The 12,437-nt window shown below is 71.7% G+C and carries 12 protein-coding genes; 8 read left to right on the forward strand and 4 right to left on the reverse strand.

Annotation, left to right across the window (positions count from 1 at the left end; all coding sequences use genetic code 11):
- The first annotated feature begins 116 nt into the window (after nt 1-116).
- The 3 genes from Q9S36_RS50495 (at nt 117) to Q9S36_RS50505 (ending at nt 2,207) form a co-directional block, all read left to right on the forward strand.
- On the forward strand, nt 117-563 hold the full coding sequence (locus tag Q9S36_RS50495; RefSeq protein ID WP_311292271.1) for a hypothetical protein: 447 nt from the start codon (nt 117-119) through the stop codon (nt 561-563).
- 98 nt (nt 564-661) lie between these two features.
- Nucleotides 662-1,264, forward strand: a complete 603-nt coding sequence (locus tag Q9S36_RS50500; RefSeq protein WP_311292272.1) for a hypothetical protein — start codon at nt 662-664, stop codon at nt 1,262-1,264.
- Nucleotides 1,265-1,310: 46 nt separating this feature from the next.
- Nucleotides 1,311-2,207 carry a hypothetical protein gene (locus tag Q9S36_RS50505; RefSeq protein WP_311292273.1) on the forward strand — a complete coding sequence of 299 codons (897 nt, stop codon included), beginning with the start codon at nt 1,311-1,313 and terminating at the stop codon, nt 2,205-2,207.
- On the opposite strand, the gene glpK is transcribed toward Q9S36_RS50505, so the two are convergent.
- Nucleotides 2,204-3,679, reverse strand: a complete 1,476-nt coding sequence (gene glpK, locus Q9S36_RS50510; RefSeq protein ID WP_311292274.1) for a glycerol kinase GlpK — start codon at nt 3,677-3,679, stop codon at nt 2,204-2,206. The two genes, Q9S36_RS50505 and glpK, sit on opposite strands and share 4 nt — an antisense overlap.
- On the reverse strand, nt 3,676-4,524 hold the full coding sequence (locus tag Q9S36_RS50515) for a DUF1028 domain-containing protein (RefSeq protein WP_311292275.1): 849 nt from the start codon (nt 4,522-4,524) through the stop codon (nt 3,676-3,678). Before Q9S36_RS50515 ends, glpK begins: the two co-directional genes overlap by 4 nt.
- Before the next feature lie 44 nt (nt 4,525-4,568).
- On the opposite strand from Q9S36_RS50515, the gene Q9S36_RS50520 reads away from it, so the two are divergent.
- The gene (locus Q9S36_RS50520; RefSeq protein WP_311292276.1) at nt 4,569-5,810 is read left to right on the forward strand and encodes an MFS transporter; all 1,242 of its coding nucleotides are present in this window, start codon (nt 4,569-4,571) and stop codon (nt 5,808-5,810) included.
- Nucleotides 5,811-5,815: 5 nt separating this feature from the next.
- Here the strand turns inward: Q9S36_RS50520 and Q9S36_RS50525 are convergent, their stop codons facing one another.
- The gene (locus tag Q9S36_RS50525) at nt 5,816-7,012 is read right to left on the reverse strand and encodes a pyrophosphate--fructose-6-phosphate 1-phosphotransferase (RefSeq protein ID WP_311292277.1); all 1,197 of its coding nucleotides are present in this window, start codon (nt 7,010-7,012) and stop codon (nt 5,816-5,818) included.
- 172 nt (nt 7,013-7,184) lie between these two features.
- On the opposite strand from Q9S36_RS50525, the gene Q9S36_RS50530 reads away from it, so the two are divergent.
- The 4 genes from Q9S36_RS50530 to Q9S36_RS50545 all read left to right on the forward strand — a co-directional run bounded on the left by Q9S36_RS50530 (nt 7,185) and on the right by Q9S36_RS50545 (nt 11,877).
- Nucleotides 7,185-8,636: an APC family permease gene (locus Q9S36_RS50530; protein ID WP_311292278.1), complete on the forward strand. Its 1,452-nt coding sequence runs from the start codon at nt 7,185-7,187 to the stop codon at nt 8,634-8,636.
- A gap of 80 nt (nt 8,637-8,716) precedes the next feature.
- Nucleotides 8,717-10,054: a metallophosphoesterase gene (locus Q9S36_RS50535; RefSeq protein WP_311292279.1), complete on the forward strand. Its 1,338-nt coding sequence runs from the start codon at nt 8,717-8,719 to the stop codon at nt 10,052-10,054.
- 87 nt (nt 10,055-10,141) lie between these two features.
- Nucleotides 10,142-11,479 (forward strand): class II 3-deoxy-7-phosphoheptulonate synthase, encoded by a 1,338-nt coding sequence (locus tag Q9S36_RS50540; RefSeq protein ID WP_311292280.1) that lies wholly within the window; start codon nt 10,142-10,144, stop codon nt 11,477-11,479.
- Between the two features lie 5 nt (nt 11,480-11,484).
- Nucleotides 11,485-11,877: a hypothetical protein gene (locus Q9S36_RS50545; RefSeq protein WP_311292281.1), complete on the forward strand. Its 393-nt coding sequence runs from the start codon at nt 11,485-11,487 to the stop codon at nt 11,875-11,877.
- A 50-nt stretch (nt 11,878-11,927) separates the two neighbouring features.
- Here Q9S36_RS50545 and Q9S36_RS50550 read toward each other — a convergent pair whose 3' ends face one another.
- Nucleotides 11,928-12,326: a hypothetical protein gene (locus tag Q9S36_RS50550; RefSeq protein WP_311292282.1), complete on the reverse strand. Its 399-nt coding sequence runs from the start codon at nt 12,324-12,326 to the stop codon at nt 11,928-11,930.
- Between the last annotated feature and the right edge of the window lie 111 nt (nt 12,327-12,437).

Raw genomic sequence — 12,437 nt, forward strand, 5'->3', positions numbered from 1 at the left:
CGCCTCCCAGGCGGCCTAACCGAAACTGTCACCGGTCCGTGCAGCAGACCCGTTCGATCGAGACTCACCCGATCGGTCAGTCGGCGAGTCACTCGGAGATCGGTACGTTCCCACGCATGAGCAAGCCCGAGGGGTCCATGCAGGTGGAGCAGGTCGACGAGAGGGACAGCGCCTGGGAGGACTCACGGCCCCGGTTCCGGGTCTACCTGCACGGCAGCGGTGAGGGGTCGACCCACGGGTGGACCGACACCTACGACATCACCGGGGCCGACGTGCTCCAGGCGATCGACTGGGCCCAACGGCAAGCGGGGGATCGCCTGACGTACGCGGTCGCACTGGTGCGCGACGACGCGGAACGCGAACGGTGCAACCCGGGGTGTGGTCGTGGGCTGGTGTGGCTGGTCGGGATGGACGGCAACGACACCACCGAGGAGAGCTCCCCGGATCGCGACGTGCAGCGCCGTATGCTCCTCCGCCGGGACGCTCCGGTGCGTCTCGGGGCGACGGACCGGGCCCCGTTGGACGCTCCCCAGCCGTACTCCCATGGCACGCCGGACGCCTGACCGCCCCGAACGACCCCGGAGACACCGTGACCTCACACCGCTCGAGCACCGCGCACGAGCCGCGCCGTACCGGTCGTCGCGTGGGCCGAGGGCTGACGATGCCCCTGCTCGTGGCAGTTCTTGCGGGTTGCACGTCAGGATCCCCGGAGGAAGCCGTCTCGACGAGCACGATCGCGGACCCGGCGGGTGACGTGGTGGTGAGCGGGCTCGGCAGGGACCGGGAGACCGTCGCGTCGGCTCCTCAGAGCACCCAGGCCGACATCCTCACCACCACCGTCGAGCACCGCGCCGACGAGATCGGCTTCGTCGTCGCGCTGAGGGACCTGCTCCCGGGCCAGTACCTGGACCTCACCGCCAACGTGACGACGGACAGCACCGGATCCCGTCTGCCGACCCAGGTGACGTCCCTGACGTACGACGGCGAGAGCACCATCGACGTCTACCGCACCGACGGCTCGTCGCGGTGCCCGGCTGCCGACGTCGCCGTCGACCACGACGCCGACACGGTGACCATGACGGTGCCTCGCACCTGCCTGGGGGACCCTCGCTGGATCGAGGCGACCGTGGTCGCCGCCACCATGCAGTACGACGCGACGCCCGCTGGCCCGCGCGGAGACGCCGTGTGGGAGGACGACGCGTACCGGACCGGCCAGGCCGAGCCGGCGGCGAGCGGGACCAGCGGCAGGCTCCACCGTCCGTAGCCCTGCTGGCACGGGTGGTCGTCCACGCCCACCTAGGATCGCCACCATGGCCGACCCGTTGCTCGAGATCGCCGACGAGCTCTACGCCCTGCCGCTGGCCGACTTCACGCCGGCGCGCGACGCGCTCGTCAAGGAGCACAAGGCCGACAAGGCCCTGGCCGGGTCGATCAAGGGCCTGCGCAAGTCCTCGCTGGCGGCGTGGGTGGTCAACCTGCTCGTGCGCCGCGACCCCGACCAGGTCGACCAGGTGCTCGCGGTCGGAGCCGCGCTGCGTGAGGCGCAGGACAACCTCGACGCCGCTCAGCTGCGCGAGTTCACCAAGCAGCGCCGCCAGCTGACGGCGTCGGTCACCACGGCCGCGCGCCGGATGGCGCGCGAGGAGGGTGTCAAGGTCACCCAGTCGGTCGCCGACCAGGTCGAGGCGACGCTGACCGCGGCGATGCTCGAGCCCGACGCCGCCAAGGCAGTGCGCAGCGGGCTGCTGGTGACCGCGCTGGAGGCGACCGGGCTCGGCGACCTCGACCTCAGCGGGGCGGTGGCGCTGCCGACGGCCCTCGGCTTCAGCGCGAAGGCGCGGCCGGCATCCGAGCCCACGCCCGCGCAGGGTCGCCCCCAGCTGCACGTCGTACCCGACCCGGACGCCGAGGCCAAGGCACGCGCGGCCGCCGACGAGCGGCTCGCGGACGCGCGTGCCGTGCTGTCCGACGCCGAGAAGGAGCACCGCGCGGCCCGCAGGTCGGTGGAGAAGCTGCAGGCGAAGACCCTGCAGATCCAGTCCGAGATCGACGAGCTGCGCAGCCGGATCGCCGGCCTGGAGGCCGACCTCGAGGAGGTCGACGACGAGCTCGGCGAGGCCGAGTCCGCGCAGGCCGAGGCCGAGGAGGCCGTCGACGAGGCGCGGGCCGAGGTGGACGAGGCGAGGGCCGCCCGGGACCGCCTCTAGCGGGTCTGGGCCCAGCCCTTGGCGCGCTCGACCGCGTCGCTCCACCGGGCGTACGACACGTCCAGTGCGGCCCGGTCGCCGCCGGGCTCGAAGCGTCGGTCCAGCGCCCAGGTGTCGCGCAGCTCGTCGGTGGACGACCACACGCCGGTGCCGAGGCCGGCGAGGAACGCCGCTCCGAGGGCGGTCGTCTCGACGATCTCGGGCCGCTCCACCGCACGGCCGACCTGGTCGGCCTGGAACTGGCACAGCAGGTCGTTGGCCGCGGCCCCGCCGTCGACGCGGAGGGTCCTGAGCTCCGGCAGCGTCTCCAGCACGTCGCGCACCTCGAAGGCGATCGCCTCCAGCGTCGCCCGCACCAGGTGGGCGCGGGTGGTGCCGCGCGTGATGCCGATGATCATCCCGCGCGCGTGCGGGTCCCAGTGGGGGGCGCCGAGCCCGGTGAGGGCGGGCACGAACACCACCCCGTCGGTGTCGTCGACGGTCGAGGCGATGGCGGCGGTCTCGGCCGCGCTGCCGACGATCTGGAGCCCGTCACGCAACCACTGCACCGCGGACCCGGTCACGAAGATGGCGCCCTCGAGGGCGTACGTCATCGCGCCGTCGGGGGAGCGCCACGCTGCCGTCGACAGCAGGCCGGCGTCGCTGCGCACCACGGACGAGCCGGTGTTGGTGAGGATGAACGAGCCGGTGCCGTAGGTGCACTTGGACTCGCCCTCCTCGAAGCAGGTCTGCCCGAACAGGGCGGACTGCTGGTCACCGGCGATCCCGGCGATCGGGAGCGAGAGGCCGAGGAACGACTGCGGGTCGGTCGGCGCCACCTCGCCCCAGTTCGGCACCAGCTCGGGCAGGGCGTCGCGGGGCACGCCGAACAGCTCGCAGAGCTCGTCGGACCAGTCCCCGGACTCCAGGTCGAACAGCAGCGTGCGGCAGGCGTTGGACACGTCGGTGACGTGCCAGGTGCCGCGCGTCATCCGGGCGATCAGGTACGAGTCGACCGTGCCGACGGCGTACCTGCCGGACTCGACCAGCGCCCACGTGTGGGGCTCCTGCTCGGCGAGCCACGTGAGCTTGGTGCCCGAGAAGTAGGGGTCGAGCCGCAGCCCGGTGAGCTCGGTGACCCGGTCCTCGTGCCCCTCGTCGCGCAGCCGGTCGCAGATGTCGGCCGTACGACGGTCCTGCCACACGATCGCGCGACGCGGCGAGCCGAGCGTCTCGCGGTCCCAGAGCACGATCGTCTCGCGCTGGTTGGTGATCCCGATCGCCGTGAGCGCGGACTGGTCGACCTTGCCGAGCACCTCACGGGTCGCCTCGAGCGTGGCCTGCCAGATCTCCTCCGGGGAGTGCTCCACCCAGCCCGGCTGGGGGAAGTGCTGCCGGAACTCCTGGTAGCCCTTGGCCTCGATCCGCCCGTCGGGGGTGACCACGACGGCTGTCACGCCGGTCGTGCCGGCGTCGATCGCCAGGACACTCACGACTGCTGCTCCTCGCCGCCGCGGATGATCGCGAGGATCCGCCGGTCGATCCACGCCGGCCGGGCGCCGGAGTCGACGCGCATCTCGTAGTTCTCCGAGCCCACCCACATGTGGAAGCTGTCCTTGCCCTCGGCCTTGGCGAGCGCCTCGAGCTCCATCATCAGCGCGTCGTCGATCGGCACCTGCTCCTCGGGTGTCGAGGCGGTCAGGTAGAGCTCGTTGAGGTCCACCAGCCGGGCCAGCTCGGTCAGCGGGTCGGCGTGGTCGTCGACGCGCAGGTCGACCGCCACGTCGTCGTGCCCGCCGTAGCCCGCCCCGTCCCGTACGACGAGCAGGGCGGCGGACTGCCGACCGCGGCTGTCGCCGCCCGCGTCGTCGCCTGCCGCGAGAGCGGCGAGCAGCCGCCGCTCGAAGGGCTGCTCGCCGGACGCCTGCCAGGCCCGCTCCATCGCCTCGACGACCTCGGGGCCGGTGAGGATGTTGCCCTGGATGGCGTAGCCGCCGCGCTCGCCGCTGCGGCCGGTCACCCCGCCCGCCCAGGCGAAGCACTTGGCGCCGGTCCAGGTGGCGGCGTTGCCGTCGGAGTCCACGATCCCGGCCTGCCGGTGCTCGCGGCCCTCGTCCTCCTCGATGAGCCGGTCGAGCGCGACCTGGGCGGTCGCCCCGTCGTCGAGGTGGGCCAGGCCGAGGTACTTGAAGGCGAGGTTGGCGTCGGCCTGGGTGGCGATGGCGCCGACGCCGGCCGCGGCGGCGGGGACGGCCGACCCCACGGCCAGGAACTTGGAGGCGACGGCCACGCCCCAGGACTCGCCGTCGTCGGACCGGGCCACGATGGAGAACGTCATGTGCCGAAACATAGCCGGGTCCGCGGCGGTCCTAGGGTGAGCACGTGCTGAATCGTCTCGGATTCCCCCACGTGGGCGAGCACCGCCGCTTCGTGACCGCGATCGTCGCCGACACCGTCGGCAGCGGCCTCTTCATGCCCATCACGCTCCTCTACTTCCTCGCGATGACCGACCTGTCGCTCGTCCAGATCGGCTCGGCGCTGTCGTTGTCGGCGCTGCTGACGATGCCCGGTGCGTTCGTCATCGGCAGCCTGGTCGACCGCTTCGGCCCACGCCGGATGATGCTCGCCGGCAACCTGGTGCAGGCCGTCGGCATGCTGGCCTACCTGTGGGCCGACTCGCTGGTCGCGGTCGCGATGTGGACGACGCTCCTCAACATCGGGCGCCAGTCCTTCTGGGGCTCCTTCGGCAACGTCGTCACCGCGATCTCCGCACCCGGCGAGCGCGAGCTGTGGTTCGGCTTCCTCCAGGCGGTGCGCAACCTCGGCTACTCCGTCGGCGGCGTGCTCGCCGGCATCGCCCTCCAGGTCGGCACGGACGTCGCCTACCAGGCCGTGGTCGTCATCAACGCGGTCACCTTCGTGCTCGCGTTCTTCCTGCTCATCGACGTGCCCGACCACCGGGTGGCGCGGCCCGACGACGCACCGCTGGAGGGCTGGGGTGTCGTGCTCCGCGACGGGCCCTACCTGCGGCTGGTGCTCGGCCAGCTCGGCTTCGTGGCCGGGATGATGGTCCTCAACTTCGCGCTGCCGGTCTACGTCGCGGAGACCATCGACCTCCCGGGCTGGGTGGTCGGCGCGATCTTCACCGTCAACACCGCCCTCGTCGGCCTCGGCCAGGGACTCGTCGTACGACGCATGACCGGGCAGCTCCGCGCCCGGATGATGGGGCTGGCGCAGCTGGTCTTCGTCAGCAGCTACCTGATGTTCGTGGTCGCGGGCTGGCTGCCGCTGTGGCTCGCGGTCGCGGTGATGCTCGTCGGCGCGGCCGTCTACACCGGTGGCGAGCTCGTCGGCGGACCGGTCTTCAGCGCCACCGCCGCCGAGGCGGCACCCGACCACCTGCGGGGGCGCTACCTCGGGCTGTTCCAGCTGAGCTGGGGCGTCGGGGGCGCGGTCACGCCGGTGGCCTTCACGTGGCTGCTCGCCCACGGCGCGACCACCGTGTGGTGGGTGCTCGCCGCGATCGCCCTCGCCAGTGCGGCGTACCTCCAGACGCTGCCGCGCCTGCTCCCCGCCGCCGGCCTGCGGGTGACCCACCGGGCGGAGCCGCAGGAGGCCACCTGACCCGGTCAGGCCTGCCCGATGGTCCCCAGGAGCTCGGTGAACCAGTCCTGCGTCGGGTCGAACGGCTTGTGGCCGGCGATCCGCTCGAACTCGATCGCGCGCAGCTCGTCGCCGCGGTCCTCGTCGTGGCCGATGACGCCGGGCGTGCCCTCGAGCGCGCACGTGACGGCGAGCTCGGCCATCTCCCGGATGAGGGCCCGGTCGGTCTCGTTGGCGGGCGCCGAGCGGGAGAAGTAGCCGGACTTCTGGACCATCTTCTTCTCCGCGCCGATCGCCTCGGCGAAGCGGTTCGCGAAGTAGCGGCCCGGGTTGATGGTGTCGATCTTGACGTGGCCGAACGGGTCGCGACCCACGGTCTCGCCCGCGGCCTCGAGGTCGGCGACGATGTCGTCGATGCCGGCCCCCTCGGCCAGGAAGATGTTGACGCAGCCGATCTCGTCCATCACCGCGCGCAGCCGGTCGGCCTCGGCGGCGAGGTCGACGCCCAGCTCGGGGACGTACACCGCGTGGATCGCCCAGCGGCGGGGGTCGAGGCCGATGCCGGGCAGCCACTCCTGCTCGGCGTGCCAGGCCATGTAGTCGCGTGCGGACGCCGCGGTCAGCCAGCCGCTCGCCCGGCCCATCACCTCGTGCACGATCAGCATCCGCGGGTTGGAGCCGTGCTCGGCGAGCACGTTCTGGGCGAAGCGCGAGGCCTGCTCGGCCGCGGTCTGCGCCCCGAGGCTCTGCCGGATGGGCACGATGTCGTTGTCGATGGTCTTCGGCAGGCCGACCACGGTGAGCTCGGAGCCCTGCGTGCGGAGGTACGCCGCCAGGTCGGCGGCCGCGGTGTTCGTGTCGTCGCCGCCGATGGTGTGCAGGACGTCGACCCCGTCGGCCTGCAGGCGTGCGGCCGCGACCTCCAGCGCGGTCTGGCCCTCGCCGATCAGGCCCCGGCGACGGCAGTCGTCGTCGTTGGTGAGCTTGACGCGGCTGTTGCCGATCGGGCTGCCGCCGTACCGGTGCAGGAGGCTGGCGCCCGCCCGCTCCTCGGGCCCGATGACGAGGCTGTTGCCGGTGAGCAGGCCGTGGTAGCCGTGCTTGTAGGCGATCAGCTCGATCGAGGGGTCGGTGGCGTCGTAGGACTCGATGAGGGCACCCACGGCGGAGGACAGGCAGGGGGCGTACCCACCGGCCGTCAGGAGCGCGACACGCTTCGGCATGGGCAGCAGGGTAGTTAGAACGATCAAAGTCGGGAAGGCCGACGTGCCGTCGCGCGGCACCTGTCGTCCGCGACACGGCACGCCGCCCCCGTACGGTGGTTGCCTCGCGCGGCACGCACGCGTCATGGTGAGGGAACACCGTGCTCGGGCACGGACCGACGAAGGGATCCCGATGAGCGCGACCGAAGCCACGCAGCCCGACGTCAACGGTCCCGAGGAGTCCGACCTCAAGCGGGTGCTCGGGCCGAGGCTGCTCCTGCTCTTCATCGTCGGCGACATCCTCGGCGCGGGCGTGTACGCCGTCACCGGCAAGCTCGCCGGCCAGGTCGGTGGCATCGCGTGGCTCCCGTTCCTCGTCGCCTTCGCCATCGCCACGATCACCGCGTTCTCCTACCTCGAGCTGGTCACCAAGTACCCCCAGGCCGCCGGCGCCGCGCTCTACACGCACAAGGCGTTCGGCATCCACTTCGTCACCTTCCTGGTGGCCTTCACGGTGGTCTGCTCGGGCATCACGAGCGCCTCGACGTCGTCCAACCTGCTGGCCGCCAACCTGCTCATCGGCTTCGGCAACGACGACCCGAGCACGACGGCGACGCTCCTCACGGCCCTGGTGTTCATGCTGGTCCTCGCTGCGATCAACCTGCGCGGCGTCGGTGAGAGCGTGAAGTTCAACGTCCTCCTCACGCTGGTGGAGATGACCGCGCTCGCCATCGTGATCGCCATCGGCATCTGGGTGATCGGCCGCGGCGACGGCGACCTCGGCCGCATCACCGTCTTCGAGAGCCCGGACGACAAGGGGCTGTTCATGGCCGTCACGATCGCCACGGCCATCGCCTTCTTCTCGATGGTGGGCTTCGAGGACTCGGTCAACATGGTCGAGGAGACCCAGGACCCGATGCGGATCTTCCCGCGCACGATGCTCACCGGCCTCGGCATCGCGGTCGTGATCTACATGCTCGTGGCGATCTCGGTGGTCGCGGTGATCCCCGCGGGTCAGATCGCCGAGCCCACCAACGCCGAGGCCGGCATCCTGCTCGACGTCGTCAAGATCGGCGCGCCCGACCTGCCGATCGACACGATCTTCCCGTTCCTCACGGTCTTCGCCGTCGCCAACACCGCGCTCATCAACATGCTGATGGCCAGCCGGCTGGTCTACGGCATGGCCCAGCAGGACGTGCTGCCGCGCTCGCTCGGCAAGGTGCTCCCGGGCCGGCGCTCGCCGTGGACCGCGATCGTCTTCACCACCCTCCTCGCCCTCGGCCTGATCAGCGTCGTGACGCTGGACTCGGAGTCCTCGGTGGTGGCGGCGCTGTCCGGCACCACCGCGCTGCTGCTGCTGGCGGTGTTCACCATCGTCAACATCGCCTGTCTGGTGCTGCGCCGCGACCCGACACCTGAGCGTGCCTTCCGCGCGCCGACTGCGCTGCCGGTGATCGGCGCGATCTGCTGTGCCTACCTGCTCGGGCCGTGGGCGCGCCTCGAGGCCGACATGATCCAGTACAAGATCGCAGCCGGGCTGCTCGGCGTCGGCGTCGTCCTGTGGGCGCTGACCTGGCTGACCAACCGTGGCGTGCGCGCCAAGAAGACCGGGTTCCGCGACATCGAGCACCTCGAGCACGACTGACACGCGCGGCGCAGCAGGCTGCGGCGGCGACACGGCGGGTTCCGCCGCGGACGGCTGGGGTGCCCGTCTACGGTGTCCCGGTGACACGACGACCTCTCGGGCCGCTGACGGCTGTGCTGATCGCCTCCGCCCTCGGTTGCTCGTCGGTCACCCCCGCCTCGCCGTCGGCGAGCGCCACCCCGGACGACTACCCGCCGGCGTCGGTCGCGACCGACGGCCCGCTCGAGCGAGGCGGCCCGCGCGAGCGGCCGCCGGTGCCGCGGGCACCCGAGCTGCCGGACGCCTACCGGTTCATCTCGACCCCCGACTTCCTCAACCAGGACGTCGCGGACCTGACGGCCGACGGCCGGCGCGAGTACGTCGACCGCCGCACCGGTGAGGTCGCCAACTCCACCAACGCCGAGTACGACGCCGCGCTCGACCACGTCATCGGGGAGATGGCCTCGCGCGACACCGACGACGTGCTCGTCGCGGGCGACCTCGTCGAGGGCCGGTGGGGCCGCGACGACGCCCGCACCGGCGTCTTCGGGCCGGTGCGGACCCAGGCGCAGCGGCTGCGGGCGTACCGCCGCGCGGCCGGGGTCTACTACCCGGCGTGGCGCGAGCGCTTCGCGGACCACGGCCTGAGGACCTACACGGCGCTGGGCGACCACGAGATCGGCGACGACCCGTGGCGCGCGCGGCGTGACGCGTGGATCGACTTCAAGCGCCGTCACGTGCCCGAGTTCAAGCGGATCTACGCCGCGGAGATGCTCTCCGGAGCCGACGGCAGGCCGCGCTTCAGCGACCGCCCGAGGGGGCAGGCGCGCGACACCGCCTACGCCGTCCGCCTCGACGACCACGTGCTGCTCGTCACCATCGACGTCTTCGAGCGCCGCGGGGGAGACGTGCACATGTCCGTCGACCCGGCGCAGCTGCGGTGGCTGGAGCAAGTGCTGCGGCAGGCGCGCCGCGACGACGTCCCGTGGGTCATGGTGCAGGGCCACGTCCCGATGACCGGGAAGGTCCGCACCCGCAACTCCAGCCACCTCGTCTACGAGCGCGGCTACCGCTCCGACCTGTGGCGCGCGATGGTGCGCGGCGGCGTCGACGTCTACCTCAGCGGCGAGGTGCACGACCAGACCGTGCGCGAGCGCGACGGCGTCCTCCAGGTCTCGCACGGCTCGCTGCTCTACCGGGGCGAGGCGTCGTACGTCGTCGGGCAGGCCACCGCCGACCAGCTCGTCCTCGAGAACCGGCAGTTCCGCGGCACGATCGGGTTCGAGGACCGGCTGTGGACGACCTCGCGCCAGGGTGCGCCCGGCCACATCAGCTACCCCGGTGCCTCCATCGTGACGGGCACGCTCGAGGCGCACCGCACGTCCGCGGGCGGCATCGAGGTCGACGACGCCGACGGCGTCCTCGAGCCGCGCGGCTGAGCCACCGGCTCCCGCTGCGTCCGCGGCCGGCGTTCAGGGGACGGTCACGGTTCGGGCGGACCGCGCCCCGCGCCGTACCCTTGTCCGGTGAGCTCCATCCCCTCCCTCGAGCAGTTGCACGCACTCGGGCCGAAGCAGCAGCCGACCTATCCCGACGCCGGGGCGGTCGACGCGGCGGTGGCCCGCCTGCGCACCGCACCGCCGCTCGTCTTCGCCGGTGAGTGCGACGACCTCACCGAGAAGATCGCCGCGGTCACCCGCGGCGAGGCGTTCCTGCTCCAGGGCGGCGACTGCGCCGAGACCTTCGCCGGCGTGACCGCCGACAACGTCCGCAACAAGCTGCGCGTGCTGCTGCAGATGGCCGTCGTGCTGACCTACGCCGCGTCGGTGCCGGTCGTGAAGCTCGGCCGGCTCGCCGGCCAGTACGCCAAGCCGCGCAGCTCCGACGAGGAGACCCGCGACGGCGTGACGCTGCCCGCTTACCGGGGCGACGCCGTCAACGGCTACGACTTCACCCCCGAGGCCCGCATCCCCGACCCGCAGCGGCTCGTCGAGGTCTACAACTCGTCCGCCGCCACGCTCAACCTGGTGCGGGCGTTCGTCACCGGCGGGTACGCCGACCTGCGCCAGGTGCACACCTGGAACACCGACTTCGTGCAGACCTCCCCGTTCGGCCAGCGCTACGAGGCGATGGCCGACGAGATCGAGCGCGCGCTCACCTTCATGAAGGCGATCGGAGCCGACCCCGACGAGTTCCACCGCGTCGACTTCCACTCCAGCCACGAGGCACTGCTGCTGGAGTACGAGCAGGCCCTGACCCGCATCGACTCGCGCACCGACCTGCCCTACAACGTCTCGGCGCACTTCGTGTGGATCGGCGAGCGCACCCGCCAGCTCGACGGCGCGCACGTCGAGCTGCTCTCGCGGATCAAGAACCCGATCGGCATCAAGCTCGGCCCGACGACGAGCCCCGACGACGCGCTCGCCTACGCCGCGCGCCTCAACCCGGAGAACACCCCGGGCCGGCTCACGTTCATCACCCGCTTCGGTGCCGGCAAGATCCGCGACGGCCTGCCGGCGCTGGTCGAGAAGGTCACCGCCGAGGGGCTCAACGTGGCGTGGGTCTGCGACCCGATGCACGGCAACACCTTCGAGGCGTCCTCGGGCTACAAGACCCGCCGCTTCGACGACGTGATCGACGAGGTCCAGGGCTTCTTCGACGTCCACCGCGCCCTCGGCACCTGGCCGGGCGGCGTCCACGTCGAGCTCACCGGTGACGACGTCACGGAGTGCGTCGGCGGTGGCGAGGAGATCGACGAGGTCGGCCTGGCCCACCGCTACGAGTCGGTCTGCGACCCCCGCCTCAACCGGGTCCAGTCCCTCGAGCTGGCCTTCCTCGTCGCGGAGATGCTGCGCAAGGCCTGAGCTCCATGGATCCAGTCCTTCGGGAGTCGGTCGAGCCGGTCATGCGCGACCTTTTTCGCGCGCAGGTCGACGCGCCGGCCTTCGACGACAACGACTGGATCGGTGACCGCGAGTACGCGTCGTGCATGATGTGGGGCGCAGACGGCGGCGGGTCGGGACTGTCGGTGCGACGGGCAGCATCCCTCGAGGAACGCGTGGCGCAGGCTGCCGACCAGGTGCAGGAGTGGGCCATCGAGGACCAGCTCTGGGGCTCCGCTCCCACCAACTGGCCTCCGTGTCCCCACCATCCTGCGACCCACCCGTTGCAGGCGAGCGTTGCCGGGTCGAGGGCGGTGTGGGTGTGCCCAGCCGACCATTCCGTGGTGGCGCCCATCGGCGAAGCCCAGGAAGGCCCATAGAGGCAGCGGCATGCCCGGAGGCACGGGTTCGGCAGATCCGGGCGAGCGCGTCAGGTGGGCGGGGTTCCCAATGGCCTGAACAACCCCTGCCTGACCCAGTCCTGGAGGGCTGCGGCGCTCGGAGCTCGGACGGCGTCGCGCTCAGGTCCTCCTGGTGCGGCGTCGGGCCACAGCTCCGAGAACCAGTCAGCCCGGTCGATGGCGTCCCAGTGCTTGCGCACGAAGGCAACCAGATCGGACCTGCGGGTCCGATCAGACACATGGCGGGCTAGGTACGCCAACGCGTGTTCGACGACCTGCGAGCCATCGCGCTTGCGCCGAAGGACCGAGCGCAGGTGCTCAAGCACCTGCTCGAACGCACGCTCGTCGCCAACGCCGGCGAGACCGATGACGGCGTAGTCCTTCACGACTGCATCGCGTCCCGTCAATCCCTCGATCAGGTCCGGCATGGCAGAGGCACCCAGGCGCTTCGCCAACGCGAGGAGTGACGCGCAGCGAACATCCCGGCTGCCAGGCCCCGACACCCGAGCGGCCCGCCTCAGAGCGGCATCTCCTTGGCT

Source organism: Microbacterium sp. ARD31 (genome assembly GCF_031844425.1).